Origin of the sequence: Saccharothrix sp. ALI-22-I (assembly GCF_001984175.1) — a bacterium.
In the GTDB taxonomy this organism is placed as follows: Bacteria; Actinomycetota; Actinomycetes; order Mycobacteriales; family Pseudonocardiaceae; genus Actinosynnema.
The window spans coordinates 570,080-588,782 of record NZ_MTQP01000068.1; the positions used below are offsets into that span (position 1 = coordinate 570,080).

The 18,703-nt window shown below is 70.0% G+C and carries 16 protein-coding genes; 7 read left to right on the forward strand and 9 right to left on the reverse strand.

Annotated features, from left to right (window positions below; all coding sequences use genetic code 11):
- Positions 1-80 precede the first annotated feature (80 nt).
- Positions 81-2,507 (reverse strand): transglycosylase domain-containing protein, encoded by a 2,427-nt coding sequence (locus ALI22I_RS39390; RefSeq protein ID WP_238598781.1) that lies wholly within the window; start codon positions 2,505-2,507, stop codon positions 81-83.
- Positions 2,508-3,176: 669 nt separating this feature from the next.
- Positions 3,177-3,581 carry a DUF5318 domain-containing protein gene (locus tag ALI22I_RS39395; RefSeq protein ID WP_179118508.1) on the reverse strand — a complete coding sequence of 135 codons (405 nt, stop codon included), beginning with the start codon at positions 3,579-3,581 and terminating at the stop codon, positions 3,177-3,179.
- 168 nt (positions 3,582-3,749) lie between these two features.
- Between ALI22I_RS39395 and ALI22I_RS39400 the strand changes: the two genes are divergently transcribed.
- Positions 3,750-4,295: a PadR family transcriptional regulator gene (locus tag ALI22I_RS39400; RefSeq protein ID WP_077010664.1), complete on the forward strand. Its 546-nt coding sequence runs from the start codon at positions 3,750-3,752 to the stop codon at positions 4,293-4,295.
- A gap of 29 nt (positions 4,296-4,324) precedes the next feature.
- Positions 4,325-5,416 (forward strand): inositol-3-phosphate synthase, encoded by a 1,092-nt coding sequence (locus ALI22I_RS39405; protein WP_077010665.1) that lies wholly within the window; start codon positions 4,325-4,327, stop codon positions 5,414-5,416.
- Positions 5,417-5,457: 41 nt separating this feature from the next.
- On the opposite strand, the gene ALI22I_RS51530 is transcribed toward ALI22I_RS39405, so the two are convergent.
- Both ALI22I_RS51530 and ALI22I_RS39410 read right to left on the reverse strand, forming a co-directional pair.
- Positions 5,458-5,607: a hypothetical protein gene (locus ALI22I_RS51530; protein WP_179118509.1), complete on the reverse strand. Its 150-nt coding sequence runs from the start codon at positions 5,605-5,607 to the stop codon at positions 5,458-5,460.
- Positions 5,608-5,783: 176 nt separating this feature from the next.
- Positions 5,784-6,422 carry an HAD family hydrolase gene (locus ALI22I_RS39410; protein ID WP_077010666.1) on the reverse strand — a complete coding sequence of 213 codons (639 nt, stop codon included), beginning with the start codon at positions 6,420-6,422 and terminating at the stop codon, positions 5,784-5,786.
- A 151-nt stretch (positions 6,423-6,573) separates the two neighbouring features.
- Between ALI22I_RS39410 and ALI22I_RS39415 the strand changes: the two genes are divergently transcribed.
- The 3 genes from ALI22I_RS39415 to ALI22I_RS39425 all read left to right on the forward strand — a co-directional run bounded on the left by ALI22I_RS39415 (position 6,574) and on the right by ALI22I_RS39425 (position 11,734).
- Positions 6,574-8,553, forward strand: a complete 1,980-nt coding sequence (locus ALI22I_RS39415) for a PhoX family protein (RefSeq protein WP_077011165.1) — start codon at positions 6,574-6,576, stop codon at positions 8,551-8,553.
- Between the two features lie 201 nt (positions 8,554-8,754).
- Entirely contained in the window at positions 8,755-10,857 is a 2,103-nt protein-coding gene (locus ALI22I_RS39420; protein ID WP_077010667.1) for a PhoX family protein, read from the forward strand.
- A gap of 187 nt (positions 10,858-11,044) precedes the next feature.
- Positions 11,045-11,734: an SDR family oxidoreductase gene (locus ALI22I_RS39425; RefSeq protein WP_077010668.1), complete on the forward strand. Its 690-nt coding sequence runs from the start codon at positions 11,045-11,047 to the stop codon at positions 11,732-11,734.
- Here the strand turns inward: ALI22I_RS39425 and ALI22I_RS39430 are convergent.
- Positions 11,731-12,318, reverse strand: coding sequence for a hypothetical protein (locus ALI22I_RS39430; RefSeq protein WP_143532668.1), 588 nt, complete (start codon positions 12,316-12,318; stop codon positions 11,731-11,733). The two genes, ALI22I_RS39425 and ALI22I_RS39430, sit on opposite strands and share 4 nt — an antisense overlap.
- An 84-nt stretch (positions 12,319-12,402) precedes the next feature.
- Positions 12,403-13,704, reverse strand: coding sequence for an amidohydrolase family protein (locus ALI22I_RS39435; protein WP_077010670.1), 1,302 nt, complete (start codon positions 13,702-13,704; stop codon positions 12,403-12,405).
- Positions 13,705-13,878: 174 nt separating this feature from the next.
- Between ALI22I_RS39435 and ALI22I_RS39440 the strand changes: the two genes are divergently transcribed.
- Together ALI22I_RS39440 and ALI22I_RS39445 are read left to right on the forward strand one after the other, a co-directional pair.
- Positions 13,879-14,832 (forward strand): hypothetical protein, encoded by a 954-nt coding sequence (locus tag ALI22I_RS39440; RefSeq protein ID WP_143532669.1) that lies wholly within the window; start codon positions 13,879-13,881, stop codon positions 14,830-14,832.
- Positions 14,833-14,855: 23 nt separating this feature from the next.
- Positions 14,856-15,254, forward strand: coding sequence for a hypothetical protein (locus ALI22I_RS39445; protein WP_077010672.1), 399 nt, complete (start codon positions 14,856-14,858; stop codon positions 15,252-15,254).
- Position 15,255: 1 nt separating this feature from the next.
- Here the strand turns inward: ALI22I_RS39445 and ALI22I_RS39450 are convergent, their stop codons facing one another.
- From ALI22I_RS39450 to trmB, 3 genes are all read right to left on the reverse strand, one after another.
- Positions 15,256-16,416, reverse strand: coding sequence for a sensor histidine kinase (locus ALI22I_RS39450; RefSeq protein WP_077010673.1), 1,161 nt, complete (start codon positions 16,414-16,416; stop codon positions 15,256-15,258).
- 295 nt (positions 16,417-16,711) lie between these two features.
- Positions 16,712-17,833 carry a nitric oxide synthase oxygenase gene (locus ALI22I_RS39455; protein ID WP_077010674.1) on the reverse strand — a complete coding sequence of 374 codons (1,122 nt, stop codon included), beginning with the start codon at positions 17,831-17,833 and terminating at the stop codon, positions 16,712-16,714.
- A 143-nt stretch (positions 17,834-17,976) separates the two neighbouring features.
- The gene (trmB, locus tag ALI22I_RS39460; protein WP_238598827.1) at positions 17,977-18,618 is read right to left on the reverse strand and encodes a tRNA (guanosine(46)-N7)-methyltransferase TrmB; all 642 of its coding nucleotides are present in this window, start codon (positions 18,616-18,618) and stop codon (positions 17,977-17,979) included.
- Between the last annotated feature and the right edge of the window lie 85 nt (positions 18,619-18,703).

Below are 18,703 nucleotides of genomic sequence, written 5' to 3' on the forward strand. Positions count from 1 at the left end.
CGACACCTCGGAACGCCGAAGGGCCCGACTCGGCGTGGTGCCGGGGTCGGGCCCTTCGAGGTGTGCTTGGTCAACCTGCGCTAACCGGTTGGCAGACCGCCTCCGCCGCTGCTTGTTCCACCGCTGCTTCCGCCACCGCCTCCGCCGCCGGGGTTGCCGCCGCCGATCGGATCAGTCTCCGGGGTGGTCGTCGGCGTGGTGGTCTGGCAGCCCACGATGCCGCACGGACGCGTAGTGGTCGGCCTCGTCGGCTGCTGGGTGGTCGTCGGCTGCTGGGTGGTCGTCGTCTTGTCGTCGTTGTCGGGCTTCTTGTCGCTGGTGGTGGTGGGCACCGTGGTGGTGGGGGTCGGCTTCTCGACCGTGGCCGGGCCCAGGAGCTTGGCCTTCGGGAACGGCTCGGGCGGTGTGCCGTTGAGGGCCTTGTCCATGAACTTCTTCCAGATCTGACCCGGCAGACCGCTACCGAAGACCGGGTTGCCCTTGGCGTCCTTCAACGCCACGTTGCCCTCGTTGCGGCCCACCCACACCGACGCGGACAGCGACGGGGTGTACCCGACCATCCACGCCTTCGAGTTCTGCCCGGCGTCGTCGGGGAGCTCGTGCGTGCCGGTCTTGCCCGCGCACTCCCGACCCGCGCACTGGATCGACTTCGTCTCCTTCACGACGCCCTTGAGCGCCTCGGTCACGTTGTCGGCGATGTCCTGGCTCTTGGTCGGGTCCGCGTCGAACGCCGGCGTGGGCTCGTCGATGTGCTGGTGGACGGGCACACCTTCGTCGTTGACGATCTTCGAGATGAAGAACGGCTCGTGCTTGACGCCGCGCGCGGCGAAGGTCGCGTACGCCGCCGCCATGTCGAACGGCCGGACCTGCGCTTCACCACCGCCGATCGCGATACCGACGTTCGGCGGGCCACCGTTCTCGTTGACCAGGAGGTTGTGCGTCGCGCCCTGCACGTCCACCGTCTTGGGGATTCCCGCCGCGTACGCGGCGTCGGCGACCGGCTGGGTGCCGATCTCGATCACCATCTCGTAGAACACCGTGTTCAGCGACAGTGCCATCGCCTTGCTGACGGGGCACTTCTCGCCGCAGGTGTTGCCCGAGTCGGACGCGTTGCGAATGACGAGGGGTGCGTTGCCGCCGAGCTGGAAGGACTTCGGCGACCGGCCGTCGTAGGTCGTGTTGAGGCCCTTGCCCTTCTGCAACGCGGCGACCAGGTCGAACGGCTTGAACGACGAGCCCGCCTCCTGGAGCGTGCCACGCGCGTAGTCCAGTCCGGTGCCGTCCGCGCCCGCGTAGTACGCCTTCACCGCACCCGTCTGCGGGTCGATCGCGCTGAGCGAGGTCTTCAACTCAGGGGGCTGGTTGCCCAGCACCTCGGCCACCGAGTCCTCGGCCGCCTGCTGCATCGGGGGGTCGATGGTGGTGTGGACGGTGACGCCCATTTTCTGGGACTTCTCGACGCCCCACTTGACCCGCTCCATCTCCGCGATGACCTGGTTCTTGATGTGCAGGCGCGGGCTGCTCAGGCCGGACTCGGTGCTCTGGTCGACGGGCGTCGGGAACTGCTCCGCCTGCCGGTAGGCATCGTTGATCCAGCCGAACCGGAGCAGCTGGTCCATCACGTAGTTCCAGCGCTCAAGGGTGTACGCGGGCTCCTCGGACCGGCTCGGGCTCTGGATCATGCCCGCCAGCAGGGCGGCCTGCGAGTGGGTGAGCTTGCTGAGGTCGTCCAGGTTGAAGTACGCCTTCGCGGCGGTCTTGATGCCGTAGCCGCCCTTGCCGAAGTAGACCGTGTTCAGGTACGCGGTCATGATGGCGGGCTTGTCCTGCTGCTCGGACATCTTGTACGCGGTGACGGCCTCGGTGAACTTGCGGGACAGCGTGGCCGCGTCCTCGTCGGTGGCGTCCTTGACGTACTGCTGGGTGAGACCCGAGCCACCGCTGTTCTCGCCGTTGAGCTGGTACCAGGCCGCGCGGGCGATCGCCTGCATGTCGAAGCCGCGGTTCGTCATGAACGTCGGGTCCTCGGCCGCCATCACGGCTTCCTTGATGGTGTCCGGGATTTCCTCCCACTTGACCAGGGTGCGGTTCGCCTCGCCGGCGGCGATCGTGGTCATCTCGCTGCCGTCGGAGTACAGGATCTTGATCGCCTTGATCTGCTCGGCGGCGACCTGCTCCGGGTCCGGGACCGAGACCACCTGGTAGGCGACGGCGAACGCGACGACCGGGGCGAGGAGCATCAGGCCGAAGGCCATGTACGTGGAGCGCCGAACGCGGCGCCAGATCTTCTTCTTGCGCACGACGCGGGCCTCCTCTTCGGTCAGCTCCTCGTCGTACTCGTCGTCGTAGAACGGTTCGAGCTCGACCTCGTCCTCGCGGTGCGTGAGGAGTTCGGGCTCGCGCGGCGTGCTCTGGTACACGGGCGGCAGCAGGTCCGTCGCCTCTTCACCGGGGTGCCGGTCCGGACCGGGGCCGCCGGGTCGGCGTGGACCGCCGGGACCGGACATCGGGGGACGGCCGCCTGGCGGCACCGGTCCGCCCGGGCCGCCTGGACCGCCTGGTCGGCGCATACCGCCGGGCGGGGTGTTCGGGCGCTGGGGCGGGCCACCGGGGACGCTGCCCGCGGCCGCCACGCCGTCGGGGACGCCGGGACCACCGGGCCGCGGACCGGCCGGACCGGGACGACCGGGGCCGTCCGCGAACCTGCCCGGACCGTCACCGGGGGCGCCGTGCCTGCTGTTCGGGCCGGGGCCACCTGGGCCTCCCGGACCTCCGGGTCCGCCCGGACCCGCCGGTCGGCGTGGCGGCGGGCCGCCTCGGGGGATGCCGCCAGGTGGCGTGCCCCCCGCCGGAGGGATGCCGCCCGGCGGTGTCACCGGACGGGAGAACCCGCCCGGTGGCGTGCCGTGCCGAGGGCCGGGGCCGTCGAGCGGAGCGCGCGCGAAACCACCTGGCGGGGTGTTCGGACGCTCCGGCTGATCCCCGGCTCCGTGCCGCGGTGTGTGGCCGCCGCCGTCCGGGTCTTCCCCGGTAGGCCACTGCGGCTCCGCGCCACGATGCCTGTCGTCATGCTGGTCGTTCACGAAATGGCCTCCCAGACCGGCGTGCTGTGCACGCGGTTCGGTGGTCGTACGCCACTGCTCCTCGTCGGAGCGGCGCCCGCGGCCGGAGCAGGTTCACTCCGCCGCGGTCCTCCTGCGCGGCTTGCGAGAATCCAGGCCACGCGTTCCCAGGACGTATGACTGCACCAGGTGGTTCCAACTACATGTGCGGCAAACTTCAACCACATACACGGTGAATTCCTCGAAAAGGTTCGCCATGCGGGTGAGCTCATCGGCGGTGCGCGCGGATCCGGCCGCGTGCTTGAGCTCGTCGCCGTAGACCCAGGACACGTGGGTGAGCGGTTCCTTCCGGCACACCGGGCAGGTCACATCACTCGGCTGACCGTGGAACTTCGCAGCTCGCAGCAGGTACGGACTGGCGTCACAGACCTCCATCGTGCCCACTCGACCCGCGTAGACCTCCGCCAGCAGCGCACGGCGCTGCAAGGCGTAGTCCACGACCTGTCGTTGGGTCAACACGACGACCAGAGTACGTGCCGCCCCAAGCCGGTCGATGGGCCGTTCGGGGCAGTGGGCCGAAGGCAGGGATCACTGTGTGCCACGCGACACAACATCAAGATGCGTGGATGTATCGGACCGATATAGTGGGTTCACCCATCGGCGCTCACCCGAGCGAGGAGGTGCCACGTGCTGGAGTTCGCGATCCTCGGCCTGCTGCACGAAGCGCCGATGCACGGCTACGAGTTGCGCAAGCGCCTGCACGAGTTGCTGGGTGCGTTCCGCGCGTTCTCCTACGGAACGCTGTACCCCACGCTGCGCAAGTTGCAACGTGGTGGCCTCATCGTCGAGGAAGTGCCCGTGGACGACTCGGCCCGGTGGAGCCGCCGGGCGCGCAAGGTCTACAAGCTCACCGCCGAGGGCAAGGAGAGGTTCGCCGACCTGCTGGCCAACGCCGGTCCTCAGACGTGGGACGACGACTCGTTCGGCGTCCACGTCGCGTTCTTCTCCCGCACCCCCGCCGAGATCAGGATGCGCATCCTCGAAGGCCGCAGGCGCCGCGTCGAAGAGCGCCGCGAGGGGCTGCGCACCTCGTTATCAGCGACGAGTGAGCGCATCGACCGGTACACCCGGGAACTGCACCGCCTCGGGCTGGAGAGCACCGAGCGCGAAGTGCGGTGGTTGAACGAGCTGATCGCCCACGAGCAGGCCGAACAGCGCGAGCGGGACCAATAACTCTCATGGAAGAACAAGGAGGACTCGGCATGGGCGACAACCGCCGCACCGTTCGAGTGGCCATTGTCGGGGTCGGCAACTGCGCGGCGTCGCTGGTGCAGGGCGTCCACTACTACCGCGATGCCGATCCGAGCACCCGGGTGCCCGGTCTGATGCACGTCCGCTTCGGCGAGTACCACGTCAGCGACATCGAGTTCGTCGCCGCGTTCGACGTGGACGCCAAGAAGGTCGGCACAGACCTGTCAGAGGCCATCGGGGCGAGCGAGAACAACACGATCAAGATCGCCGACGTGCCGCCGCTGGGCGTCACCGTGCAGCGCGGGCACACCTTCGACGGTCTCGGCCGGTTCTACCGGGAGACCATCGAGGAGTCCGACGAGCAGCCGGTGGACGTCGTGCGGGCGCTGCGTGACGCGTCGGTCGACGTGCTGGTGTCGTACCTGCCGGTCGGCTCGGAGGAGGCGGACCGCTTCTACGCGCAGGCCGCCATCGACGCCGGTGTGGCGTTCGTCAACGCGCTGCCGGTGTTCATCGCCTCCGACCCGGAGTGGGCGGAGAAGTTCCGCGCGGCCGGTGTGCCGATCGTCGGCGACGACATCAAGTCGCAGGTCGGCGCCACCATCACGCACCGCGTGCTGGCCAAGCTGTTCGAGGACAGGGGTGTGCAGCTCGACCGGACCATGCAGCTCAACGTGGGCGGGAACATGGACTTCCTGAACATGAAGGAGCTGGAGCGGCTGGAGTCCAAGAAGGTCTCCAAGACGCAGGCGGTGACCTCGCAGGTCGACCGTGAAATGGGCAAGCGGAACGTGCACATCGGCCCGTCGGACTACGTGGCGTGGCTCGACGACCGCAAGTGGGCGTACGTGCGGCTGGAGGGCCGGGCGTTCGGCGACGTGCCGCTGAGCCTGGAGTACAAGCTCGAGGTGTGGGACTCGCCGAACTCGGCGGGCATCATCATCGACGCGGTGCGCGCCGCGAAGATCGCGCTGGACCGGGGGATCGGTGGCCCGATCCTGTCCGCGTCGTCGTACTTCATGAAGTCCCCGCCGGTGCAGTACTCGGACTCCGAGGCGCACGCGGCGGTCGAGGCGTTCATCCGCGGCGACGTGGAGCGCTGACGTCCGACCGGTGGCCCCCGTGCGGGGGCCACCGGTTCGCTTCACCGCGTGAACGGCAGCAGTTGGCCGATGTGGGTAGCGGGCCGCGTGGCGCCGTCCTGGAGCAGGACTGGACCGGCGGGCCACTGGAGTTCCCGGGTCGCGGTGGTGTCCGGCGGCGTGACGACCCGGCGGAGCCAGGTGCCGTCCATCCCCGTAACGCTCTCCTCGAGGATTCTCGATGTCGGTGGGCGAGACGCGTGGGACGTTGGATGCGTTCACACCCGGCCAGGATGATCTCTGTGATCAGGATCATGCCCCCGGGATATCGCTTCGACAGCCGCAGCGACTGCCACGACCCGTCGCTCATGACCCGAACGCCAAGTGCTCATCCGATCAGTGCAGCGGGCAGGTCCGACAGCGAGCGCAACACCGTGACCTGGGCCAACACGGTCGGGTCCGGGGGGAAGTGGGGGTTGGGGACGGCGTAGACGGTCATGCCGGCGGCGAGGGCGGAGCGCAGGCCGTTGGTCGAGTCCTCGACGGCGGCGCAGGCGGTCGGTTCCACGCCGAGCTTGGACGCGGCCAGCAGGTAGACGTCCGGTGCGGGTTTGCCGGCGCCTGCCTGTTCGCTGGACAGCGCCACCGGGACGACGTCGGTCAGGTCGGTCGCGGCCAGGAACGACTTGATCAGCACCGGTGGCGACGAGCTGGCGATGGCCACCGGGTAGCGGGACGCCACCGCCCGCACGACCTCCACCGCGCCCGGCAGCACGGGCGGGCCTTCGGCGTAGCGCTCGGCCATCTCGCCGATCACGCCCGCCGCCACTTCGGCCGGGGTGAGCCGGACGCCTACCTCGGTCACCAGGTACGTCGCCCACTCGGGTGTGCTCATGCCCTGCATCGCGCGTGTCGACGTGGGCAGCCACGTGCCCCCGTGTCGAGCGGCGAAGGCTTGGCGCACCTCGTCCCACATCCGCTCGGAGTCCACCAGCACGCCGTCCAGGTCGAACACCACCGCTTCCACACCCCAGACCGTAGTGTGAGACCAGTTGCTTAGTCATCCTAAGTAAAATCGGTCGGCGGTGGAGGACCGGTCGGACAGCGGGTTAACAAAGGGTGAACGCCGGCCTACGGTGCGGTTGGTCCCGAACTGATCGTTGGAGGCGTTCGAGTTGGTGCGACACCTACCCCTGCTGGCCAACCACTCACCCGGCCGTGCGGCGGTCACCTGCGAGTACCGCTGCGGTGACGCGTGCTTCCACGACGTGCCGAACACCTCGGGCAACCCGTACTTCGGCGACCTGGTCAACCGGCGCACCGCGATCAAGGCGGCCGTGATCGTCGCGGCCACGACCGGTGCGGGTGTTGCGGCGGCCGAACCGCGCACCACCGGGCTGGACTTCCAACCGGTCGCACCGAACACGCTCGACGCCGTCGTGATCCCGGAGGGCTACCGCCAGGAAGTCGTGATCCGCTGGGGCGACCCGCTCTTCCCCGACGCGCCGGAGTTCGACTTCGACCGGCAGACCGCCGCCGCGCAGGCCCGCCAGTTCGGCTACAACTGCGATTTCGCCGCGCTGCTGCCGTTGGACCCGACCGGCCGGACGAACCTGCTGGTGACCAACCACGAGTACACCAGCGAATCGTTCATGTTCTCCAAGTACGACCCGGCCAACCCGACCCGAGAACAGGTCGAGATCGCGTGGGCCGCGCACGGCCTGTCGGTGGTCCAGGTCCGCCAGTCCCGCGAAGGCCGCCTCACCACGCGGTTCTCGCACTACAACCGCCGCATCACGGCCACCACGCCGTTCCGGCTGACCGGTCCGGCGGCGGGTTCCGACCTGCTCAAGACCTCGGCCGACCCGACCGGGACCGTCGTCCTCGGCACGCTCAACAACTGCGCCGGCGGCGTGACGCCGTGGGGCACGATCCTGTCCGGCGAGGAGAACTTCAACCAGTACTTCGGCAACGCCGCCACGCTCGACGACCCGCGCCTGACCCGCTACGGCATCACCGGCACCGAAACCACGCGCAAGTGGGAGCGGTTCGACCAGCGGTTCGACCTGGCGCGGGAACCCAACGAGGCCAACAGGTTCGGCTGGGTCGTGGAACTCGACCCGAACGACCCCGACTCGACGCCGGTCAAGCACACCGCCCTGGGCCGCTTCAAGCACGAGTGCGCCAACGTCCGCATCGCCGCCGACGGCCGAGTTGTCGCCTACTCCGGTGACGACGAGCGGTTCGAGTACATCTACAAGTTCATCTCCGACGGCAAGGTCCGCAAGGGCGACAGCAAAGCCGCCCGCCGGCACAACATGACCCTGCTGGACCACGGCACGCTCTACGTCGCCCGCTTCACCGGCGACAGCCCGCCGGTCGAGATCGACGGCTCCGGCAAGCTGCCCGGCGACGGCGAGTTCGACGGCTCCGGCGAGTGGATCCCGCTGGCGAGCGGCACCCGGTCGTTCGTGCCGGGCATGACCGCCGAAGAGGTCTACGTCTTCACCCGGCAGGCGGCCGACAAGGTCGGCGCCACGAAGATGGACCGCCCCGAGGACATCCAGACCCACCCGCACACCGGCGTCGTCTACTGCGCCCTGAGCAACAACGTCGACCGGGGCAAGGCGGGCAAGGAAGGCGCGACCGAGCCCAACCCGCGGGTGAACAACAAGCACGGCCAGGTGCTGGAGCTCACCGAACGCGGCAACGACCCGCGCGCGCTCTCGTTCTCCTGGAACCTCATGCTGGTGTGCGGGGACCCGGCGTCACCGGACACCTATTTCGCGGGCTACGACAAGAACCGCGTCTCGCCGATCTCCAGCCCCGACAACGTGGCGTTCGACCGGCACGGCAACCTGTGGATCTCCAGCGACTCGGGAGGCGCGCTCAACGGGTTCAACGACGGCCTGTACGCGGTGCCGGTGTCCGGGCCGGAACGCGGTCACCTCAAGGCTTTCCTCACCGTGCCGCGCGGCGCGGAGACGTGCGGGCCGGTGATCGGGGAACGCGTGGTCACGGTGTGCGTCCAGCACCCCGGCGAGGTGGACGGCGCGAGCGCGGACAACCCCGTGTCGCACTGGCCGGACGGCGGCGACTCGCAACCGCGCCCGTCGGTCGTCGCCGTGTGGCGGGACGGCCGGCGCATCGGCGAATAGCCGTCGCGAGGTCGCGAACGGTCGACTTTCCAGGCGACCGAGCCTGCCGTCTGCGGAGCAGCGGCAATACACGCTGTGAGCAGGCGGTTCCGGTCTGCTAAAGATCCAGGTGTTTGCCCGGCGTTCACCTCGAAGTCCGCTGCCAGAGGGGTTGCACTCTTACGGTCGCGCAGTTCCCACTGAGCGATCTCGGAGGTCCGTGTGTCCTCATCCACCGATCGGGGCCGTCCGTTGCTGCCCCTGCTGCCCAACCACCCCCTCGGGCGTTCGGCGATCACCTGCAAGTACCGCTGCGGCGACGCGTGCGCGCACGAGGCGCCCAACACGTCCGGCAACGCCTACTTCGGTGACGTCGTCGGCGAGGTCGTGCGCCGACGTGGCCTGCTGAAGGCCGGCGCGGTGCTCGCCGTCGCGGGTGCGGGGGTCGGGCTGGTCGGTGCCGGCAGCGCCACCGCGCAGCCCGACTTCGCCACCGCGCAGCCCGACTTCGACATCGACGCCGACCTGGGCGGCGGGCGGCGCAAGGACGGCCTGAACTTCACCGCCGTCGCGCCCAACACCGAGGACCGCGTCGTCACGGCCGAGGGCTACGAGCAGGGTGTCGTGCTGCGCTGGGGCGACCCGGTGCTGCCCGGCGCGCCCGCGTTCGACTTCGACCACCAGACGCCCGCCGCGCAGGCGAAGCAGTTCGGCTACAACTGCGACTTCCTCGGCCTGGTGCCCCTCGGCTGGAACGACCGGTGGCTGCTCGTGGCCAACCACGAGTACACCAGCGAAGAATTCCTGTTCAAGAACTGGGACGCGGCCAACCCCACCCGCGAGCAGACCGAGATCGCGTGGGCCGCGCACGGCGCCTCGATCGTGCTGGTCGAGCGGGACCGGCGCAGCGGCAACCTGGTGCCCAAGCTGGACCGGCGCTACAACCGGCGGCTGACCGCGACCTCGGAGTTCAAGGTCACCGGTCCGGCGGCGGGTTCGGCGTTGCTGAAGACGTCGGCCGACCCGACCGGCACGAAGGTGTTGGGCACGCTCAACAACTGCGCCGGCGGCGTGACGCCGTGGGGCACGATCCTGTCCGGCGAGGAGAACTTCAACCAGTACTTCGGCAACGCGGGCTCGGTCACCGACCCGGTGGCGAAGGCGCGGCTGGCCCGTTACGGCCTGGCCGGCGCGGGGTCCACGCGCAAGTGGGAGCGGTTCGACAAGCGCTTCGACGTGGCGCAGGAGCCCAACGAGGTCAACCGGTTCGGCTGGGTCGTCGAGATCGACCCGCTCGAACCGGACTCGACCCCGGTCAAGCACACCGCGCTCGGCCGCTTCAAGCACGAGGGCGCGAACGTGATCATCGCCCGCGACGGCCGCGTGGTCGCGTACATGGGTGACGACGAGCGCTTCGACTACATGTACAAGTTCGTCTCCGACGAGCGGTTCAAGCCGGGCAACAGCAAGCACGCCCGTGAGCACAACAAGAAGCTGCTGGACAAGGGCACGCTGTACGTCGCGAAGTTCACCGGCGACAGCCCGGTCGCCGAGATCGACGGCTCCGGCAAGCTGCCCGCGGACGGCGAGTTCGACGGCTCCGGCGAGTGGATTCCGCTGGCCGCCGGCAACCGGTCGTTCGTGCCCGGTTTCACCGCCGAGGAGGTCTACGTCTTCACGCGGCTCGCGGCGGACGCCGTCGGCCCGACCAAGATGGACCGTCCCGAGGACGTCGAGCCGAACCCGCGCAACCGCCGGGTGTACGCGGCGCTGACCAACAACACCGACCGCGGCAAGGCGGGCAAGGAAGGCGCCACCGAGCCGAACCCGCGCCTCAACAACCGGCACGGTCACGTGCTGGAGCTGGAGGAGCGCCGGGGCGACAACACCGCGACCACGTTCTCGTGGAAGCTGATGCTGGTGTGCGGCGACCCGACGTCACCCGACACGTACTTCGGCGGCTACGACAAGACCCAGGTCTCGCCGATCTCGTGCCCGGACAACGTGGCGTTCGACGCGCGCGGCAACCTGTGGATCTCCACCGACGGCAACGCCCTGAAGTCCAACGACGGCCTGTTCGCGGTGCCGGTCGAGGGCCCCTACCGCGGTCGCGTGAAGCAGTTCCTCACCGTGCCGAAGGGTGCCGAGACCTGCGGCCCGGTCATCGAAGACGACTTCGTCCTGGTGGCCGTGCAGCACCCCGGTGAGATCGACGGCGCATCGGCCTCCAACCCGCTGTCGCACTGGCCGGACGGCGGCACCACCCAGCCGCGCCCGTCCGTCGTCGCGGTGTGGAAGAAGGACAAGGGCCGCATCTGCGGCTGACCCGAGGTGGAGGGCTCGTGCCCAGCGCCCGAGCCCTCCACACACCCCCAAGACCCGACCCCCAGACCCCGAGACGCGAAGGTTCGACTCTCGCGCGTGTCCTACGTTCGGAACGCGCGTGTCCAACGTTCGGAACGGGTGAGTTGAGCGTTCGGAACGGTGTGGAGGTGCGGGTTAGGGTCGGGTCATGACTCGACCCGTTGCCCTGGTCACCGGTGCTTCGCGCGGCATCGGTGCGGCTGTTGCGCGTGTCCTCGCGCCGACGCATGACCTGCTGTTGGGTGGTCGGGACGAGGGTGCGTTGGCGGAATTGGCCGGGTCGCTGGAATCCGCCCGTCCCTGGCCGGTGGAACTGACCGATCCCGACGCTCTGGCTGCGGCGACCGAGGGCCTCACCCGCCTGGACGTCCTGGTGCACAGCGCGGGCATCGCCGAACTCGGACCGCTCGCCGAGACGACCGCCGACGTCTGGCGCCGCACCTTCGACCTCAACGTCGTCGCTGTCGCCGAACTGACCCGGCTCGTGCTGCCCCTCCTGCGCGCCACCCGCGGCCACGTGGTCCTGATCAACTCCGGTGCCGGGCTGCGCGCCAACCCCGACTGGGGCGTCTACGCCGCCAGCAAGTTCGCCCTGCGCGCCTTCGGTGACGTCCTGCGCGCCGAGGAGGAAGACCTCCGCGTGACGTCCGTCCACCCCGGACGCGTCGACACCGACATGCAACGCGGTGTCCGCGAACAGGAGAGCGGCGACTACCAGCCGCACCTCTACCTGCACGCGGACTCCGTCGCCCGAGCCGTCGCCGCCGCCGTGCACGCGAGCGACGACGCCCACGTCACCGAGATCGTCGTCCGACCCAGGCCGCGCCCGAACGGCTAGCTGGTGAAGGTGAACGCCCGGTCCGTCGCCAGCCGCGCGAGCTGCCGGTTGGACACCGTCGCGTAGCTGGTCGACACGTACACGACCTCGCCGTTCGGGCGGAAGTCGTACACGGTGCGCCCACCCGATCCAGCGGTGTACTCGGTGAACAGCAGCAAGTCGCCGCTCGCCGTCCGGGTCGAGCCGGTGCACGTCGTCAGCTCGCACATCTGCGCGGGCGTGGTGGTGAAGAAGCCCGGCGCGTGGATCTGGATGAAGAAGTTCGCCGGACCACGCGGGGTGGTGAAGTCGACGAAGTTGTCCACGTACTGCAAACCGTCGAACACGCCCGCGGCTTCATGCCCCCACACGCCGGGACGCACGTCGGTGGCACCGCGCACCACCTGCGGCACCAGCTCGACCTCCCGCGCGCTGAACCCCGCCACGCGCGCCGTCAACTGCTCCGCCGTCTCGTACACCGGCGTGATGTCCGCCGGCGGCCAGGTGAACGGCGCGGACGGCGCGGACGGCGCGGCGACCGCCGCGCCCCCGAAACCGACCAACGCGGCCAACACGAGCACGGCGGTCAACGTCCTGCGAATCATCCCGAGTCCCCCTCAGTGAAGTGCATTCCACTGTGGAGACGCTCGAAGATCGCGATGCGTTGTCATCCGCGGTCGGCGCGTTTCCTACCTCAGCCGGCTCGCCACGGCGCGCACCCCGGCCTGCGCCTCACGCCGGTCCACGTTCGTGGTCTCCCCGTCGGCCACGACCTGCTTGCCCGCCACCCACACGTCCTTGACCCGCCGCGTCCCCGACGCCCACACCAGGTTCGCCAGCACCTGCTCGTCCGGCGCGTCCAACCCGGTCGCGAACGCCGGGTCGTCCACATCGACGTGCACGACGTCCGCCCACCGACCGGGCTCCAACGCACCCAGGTCGTCCCGACCCAACGCCGCCGCCCCACCCCGGGTGGCCAGCAGCAACGCGTCTGCCGCCCGCATCGCCGTCGCGTCCCCCGACGTCACCCGCGCCAGCAGCGCCGCCAGCCTGGCCTCCTCGAACAGGTCCAGGTCATCGTTGGACGCGGGCCCGTCCGTGCCCAACCCCACCGGCACCCCCGCGTCGATGTACGACCGCAGCGGCGCGATCCCGGACGCCAGTTTGGTGTTCGAACCGGGGCAGTGCGCGATCCCGACCTGGTACTTGGCGTAGATCTCCACATCCTCCGGCGACAGGTGCACGGAGTGCGCGGACAGCACCCGCCCGCCGAGCACCCCCGCCTTCTCCAGCAACCGCGGCACCGAGCCGTGCGACGCCCGCTGCGCCACGTCCTCCTCGACCGACTCGGCGACGTGGACCTGCAACAACGCCCCGCGCTCCCGCGCCTCACCGGCGATCTCGCCCAACGCCTCCGGCGTCAGGATGTACGCCGAGTGCGGCCCGTAGCTCAGCTCGATCCGCTCGTCCGGCCCGAACCGCAGCCCGTCCGCGTCGATCCACCGGGTGATCTCGTCGGTCATCGGCCGCCACGGCATCCCCGGCAGGTCCATGATCGCCGCGCCGAACAGCACCCGCGACCCGGCCGCCAGCACCGCGTCCGCCAGCTGCTCGCCGTGGAAGTACATCTCGGCGCTGGTGGTCACGCCGTTGCGCAGCATCTCCACCGCGCCCAGCAGCATGCCGACCCGGATGTCCTCGGGCTTCATCTTCGCCTCGGCCGGCCACATCGCCTCTTGCAGCCAGCGCAGCAACGGCAGGTCACCGCCCATACCGCGGAGCAGCACCATCGGGCTGTGCGCGTGGGTGTTCACCAGACCGGGCAGCAGGATTCCGCTCAACCGCCGCACCTCACCCGCGAACTCCGGCGCGTCGGCCTCCGGACCGACGTACGCCACCCGACCGTCGACGACGTCGACCACGGCGTCACGCAGGACGGTGCAGGCGGGATCGCAGGGCAGGACCACGGGGGCGTGCAGGCGCAGCGACATGGCCACGATCCTGCCGCACCCGATCGAGCGACACACGACGTGGGCGCGCAGGCGTCCAACGGTAACCCGAAAAGTGGGTTTGACCTTTTCGGGCGGCCGTCACCCGCCGCACGGACGTAGCCTCCGAAACGTTAGGAGAGGTGGTCGTCCCGCTGATCCGGCGAAGGAGTGGCAGTGGCTCGTGACAGTGGTGATTCCGGCGTATGGCGTGGTCGGGGGCAGCCCGCGGTGGCGGTCCTGCGATCGGAGGCCGATTTCTCCTCCCGGGAGTTGTCCCGGGAACGTCGTTGGCTGGCGATGTTCATGCTGGTCCACTTGGTGGACCAGCACGGTCGGATGGGCACCGCGTACCGGCGCGTGCTCAAGCGCGCGGGTCGCACGCCGGGGCACTGGGCCCACGGCCGGTCGATCGGCGCGGTGCGGGCCGACGTGTCGCGGTGGATCGGCGTCCACGCGCGGCCCGACAGCATGCCGCCGTGGGATCGGATCGCGGATCTGATCCACGACGCCGTGGACCCGAAGGAGGCGCTGGAAGTGCTGGCGACCGCCCGCTACCTGTACTGCCTCGCCGCCGGCGAGCCGAACGACGCCGTGCTCCACCGCCCGGACTGGCTGAACCCGGACATCGACAACATCACCACCACGATGATCGGCGGCCCGGACTGGGCGCGGAAGTACGGCCTGCCCGACCCCGGAACCGTGCTACCCGAACCCCGGTCGGCCGAACCCGAGCCGTCCGAACCTCAGCCGTCCGAACCCCGGCCGTCCGAACCCGAGCCGCACACGTTCCAGCCACCCGAAGCACGGGTCGACGAGAACGGCGCCGAGAACCCGGAGTGGAGCGCGTACCAGCTCCTGTGGACGGTGGTCCGGGTCCACCGCGAGGCCGAAGCGCGGATCGCCGAGCTGGAACAGCTGGTAGACGATCTGAGCGAGGAGAACGCCCGGCTGTCCGGCGACGTCACCACCTGGCTGGGCGAGTACCGCCCGACCATCCCCGACCAGGAACGACGCCGGCGCCCCCGTGTGCCCGTCACCGACCGCCGCCTGGCCGTGAAGGACCCGGCGCAAGCCTTCACCTACCCACTCCCGACAGAACTGCCCGCGCCGCGCTACACCCCCAGCTGATCGATCGTGGGCATACTCGGTTCATGGGGGAACATCGCGAGGTCGAGCCGCCGTCGATGACCGGGCCGGTCATCGACGAGTGGCTGCAGAGCCGGTTCAACGAGGAGCAGTCGCACTTCCTCAGCGGCATCCACCCGCTGAGCGCCATGGCGATGTCGGTGGACGGGTCGGCGTTCCGCGAGTCCGGGGCGACCGTGCCGGACCTCGTGATCCAAAGGTGGCTGCACATGTGCGACAGCAACCGGCGGTACGCCGACCAGTCCGAGCACAGCCTGATCGGCGTGGTGCTGCGGCAAAAGGGCTCGTGGGAGGCCGTGGCCGACGTGTTGAACCTGCCGGACGAGCGGGCCGCCCAGGAGTACTACGGCGACTTGGTGGTGCGGCTGAAGCACTGGCCGCCACGCGGTCCGAGCCGCCTCTAGGTCACTCCACCGCAGGCAGCGCGGCGCGCACTTCCCAGCCACCACCGGGACGTGCGCCCGCGCTGAACCTCCCGCCCAGCAGTTCGACCCGTTCCCGCATCCCCACCAACCCGTACCCGCCCGACCCGCCCACCGGCGCCACCTTCTGCGCCCGCCCGTCGTCGGTCACCACCACGTGCACCACCCCGTCGGACACCGACACCGAGACGTCCACGGAGGACAGGCCGTCGGCGTGCTTGCGGGTGTTGGTCAACGATTCCTGCACCAACCGCAGCACGGACCGCCCCAACGACGGCGGCACGGACTCCGGCAGGTCGACGTGCAGCCGCACCGGCTGGCCGGACTGCTCCACCACCCCGCGCACGTCGTCGGCCAGGTCGCTGGTCGCGGTCGGCGCGTCGGCGTCGGTGCCGCGCAGCGTCCCCACCAGCCGGCGCATCTCGGTCAACGCCTCGTTGCCGCTGCGCACGATGGTCGGCAACACCTCCTGCGCGGCGGACGGCACGGCCTGCGCCGCCTGCGCGTGCACCACCATCCCGGTCACGTAGTGCGCGATCACGTCGTGCAGTTCGCGCGCCAACGCCATCCGCTCGGCGTGCTGCGCGGCCGCGACCTCGGCCCGCACGGCGGTCGACCGTTCCCGGTCGCGGGCCCGGAAGTACAACCCGGTGCCGAGCGACAGCGCCAGCAGCACCGTGCCGCCGGTCATCTGCTCCCAGAACCCGGGCCCGTCGAAGTCGTCCGGCCAGTACCGCGACCGGTAATCCGGCCGCACAGCCTGCGTGCCCGCCGACACGACGACGAGCAGGGCAACCCCCGTCACGGCCCGCACCAGCGGCGCGTGCCGCACCACCACGGCGATGATCGCCATCACCGCCCCGGCCTCGGAGACCACCAGACCGCTGATCACCGGCGCCTGGGGCGCGACGTCCAGCACCCGGAGCACGATCGAACTGGCCGCCACCGCCGTCGCGGCGGCCAACGCGGCGTCGAACGGACGCCGGGGCGCGAGCACGGCCAGCGCGCACACCACGACCGAGCCGGGGAACTGCCACCAACTCGCGTCGCCGAGCCGTTCGCCGACGAGGAAGACGAGCAGGGCGCAGGCCAGCGGCCACTGGCGACGGGTCAGGGTCCGCCACCCGAGGTGTGTGCTCTCCACGGAACGTCACGGTAGGTCCTGGGGGCGGAGTGCGCGTCCATCCCCGGTCGGGTGGTCCGTCCACCACAAGGCTGACCCGAACGCGCCTGGAAACACACCAGTGGCCGATGTCGGATGACGAACTCGCGGGTGACTCTGGAGGAGCGAGTCGGGGAACGGGAGGACACCATGTTCGGAGTGGTCGCTACTTGGGCGGGCGCGGTGCTGGGCCTGCTGGTGCTGGTCCTGATGGCGTTGGCGGGCGTGTTGATCGATTCCCAGCAGTAATTCCGGATCTTTCGGGGAAGATCGTGGCTCAGCCCTCGACGCGCCGCCGGAGGAGTTCGGCGAGCCGACCGGGCGATTGGGGTTGGGTCGTTTCCACGGGTGCGGGGGAGAAGCGGACGGGGCCGCCGGCACGGGCGCGGCGGGCGGCCGACGGGTCGAGCCGGAACGCGGGACGGTTGCCGGAGGGGCGTTGTCGTGAGCGCAGCCACGACAGCCGGTGCAGCGATTCGGTGTGGTGGTCGGTGATGGTGACCTCGGCGAGGTCGAACGAGTGCAGCACGGCCCGGTTCAGCTCCACGACGGCGCGATCGCGCCACAGGGAGCGCTCGCTGGACGTGTCGAGGCCCAGCGCCTCGGCGACGGGCCGTGCCGCGCCGTAGGCGTTCTCGTCAGCCAGGCTGCGGGCGCCGATCTCGGAGCCGACGAACCACGAGTTGAACGGCGCGGCGGGGTAGGTGATGCCGCCGATGGTCAGCCGCATGTTGCTGATCACCGGCACAGCGTGCCAGCGCAGGCCGAGTTGGCCGAACCACGGCAGCTCCGGGTGTTCGATCAAGACCTCGTGCACCACGTCGGGCGGGATGGTGAACAGCTTCACGCCCTCGTGCGCCGTCTCCACCACCAGCGGCAGCAGGTCGAAGCGGCCGGGCGCGGGCGGCGGGCGCCAGCCCATGCCCTGCACGGCGTCGGTGAACGCGCTGTAGCGGCGGTCCCCGGTGCCGTCGCCGTAGCCCGCGTAGCGCACCAGCTGCTCGTTCCAGATGCACGGTCCGGGCGCGGTCGGCGTGTCCGGTGCGAACACCGTGACCAGTGGGCGGATCTCGCCGCCGTTGGTGGCCAGCCGCAGGTGCTCCACGCACTCGCCGGCCACGGCGGCGGCGTTGCGGAAGCCGCGCAGGTCGCGGACCTTGAGCCGGCGCCACGGCACACCGCTGGTGCACCAGCCGGAGTCGCGCAGCGCGATCCGCGCGCCGTAGGCCAGCTCGTTGGTGGTGTGGCGGTAGGTGCCGGTCTGGGCGATCTCGTCGCGCACCTGGCTCAGGCGTGGTCCGACCGGTCCGGCTTCGGGGTGGGCGATGTGGAACATGCGGAGGAAACCCTCCGCCGCGGTCAGGTCGAACGTTATCGGTTCGTTGTCAACTACGGTCACGGGCGGCAACCGTAGTTGCGGAACGGTGTCACACGTCACTGCCAGACGGGGCACAACGGGTGATCAATAAAGCCCACCCGATACGGTGACGAAACGACAGGGAGTCGCACCGTCCCCCGCCGCGCCCTGACTTGATGACTCGGTCAGGTGAGTTCGTTCCGCTCGAACATCAGATCGTGGCTGATCCGATCTTCCTCGACCGCCCGCTGCTCGAACTTGGTGACCGGCCGCCAGTCCGGCCGCGGCGCCCACCGGTCGTGCCGGTTGCGCAGCAGCGGCTCGGCCGAGCACACCTCCAGCATCTGCTCGGCGTACTGCTCCCAGTCGGTGGCCAGGTGCAGCGTGCCGCCCGGCTGGAGGCGCGTGGCGACGAGGTGGACGAACTCGGGCTGCACGAGCCGGCGCTTGTGGTGCTTCTTCTTCGGCCACGGGTCGGGGAAGTAGATCCGCACCCCGGCCAGCGAACCGGGCTCGACGTGTTCTTCGAGCAGGTCGACCGCGTCACCGCGCAGGACCCGCAGGTTGGTCACCCCGAGCGCCTCGGCGCGCAGCAGGAGCTGCGCCAGGCCGGGCTTGTAGACCTCGACGGCGACGTAGTTGACCTCGGGCGCGGCGGCCACCAGCTGGGAGGTGGTCTCGCCCATCCCGGAACCGATCTCCAGCACCACCGGCGCCTCGCGGCCGAACCACTCGGTGAAGCGCACGGGACCGGCCGGGAGCGCCTTGACCTCTTGGCCCAAGCGCTCCCAGTGGCGGTCCCATGCGCGCTGCTGCCCCACGGTCATCCGTTCGCCGCGTTGCACGTAGCTGACGACGGATCGGTGGTGGGGCGGTCGCTGGTGGCTGGACGTCACGGGCGTACAGCCTAGG

Coding starts and splice junctions, on each gene's coding strand:
- ALI22I_RS39390 (WP_238598781.1), bottom strand. CDS start 2,507: ATGTCCGGTCCCGGCGGTCCACGCCGACCCGGCGGCCCCGGTCCGGAC.
- ALI22I_RS39405 (WP_077010665.1), top strand. CDS start 4,325: ATGGGCGACAACCGCCGCACCGTTCGAGTGGCCATTGTCGGGGTCGGC.
- ALI22I_RS51530 (WP_179118509.1), bottom strand. CDS start 5,607: ATGGACGGCACCTGGCTCCGCCGGGTCGTCACGCCGCCGGACACCACC.
- ALI22I_RS39425 (WP_077010668.1), top strand. CDS start 11,045: ATGACTCGACCCGTTGCCCTGGTCACCGGTGCTTCGCGCGGCATCGGT.
- ALI22I_RS39430 (WP_143532668.1), bottom strand. CDS start 12,318: ATGATTCGCAGGACGTTGACCGCCGTGCTCGTGTTGGCCGCGTTGGTC.
- ALI22I_RS39435 (WP_077010670.1), bottom strand. CDS start 13,704: ATGTCGCTGCGCCTGCACGCCCCCGTGGTCCTGCCCTGCGATCCCGCC.
- ALI22I_RS39445 (WP_077010672.1), top strand. CDS start 14,856: ATGGGGGAACATCGCGAGGTCGAGCCGCCGTCGATGACCGGGCCGGTC.
- trmB (WP_238598827.1), bottom strand. CDS start 18,618: ATGACCGTGGGGCAGCAGCGCGCATGGGACCGCCACTGGGAGCGCTTG.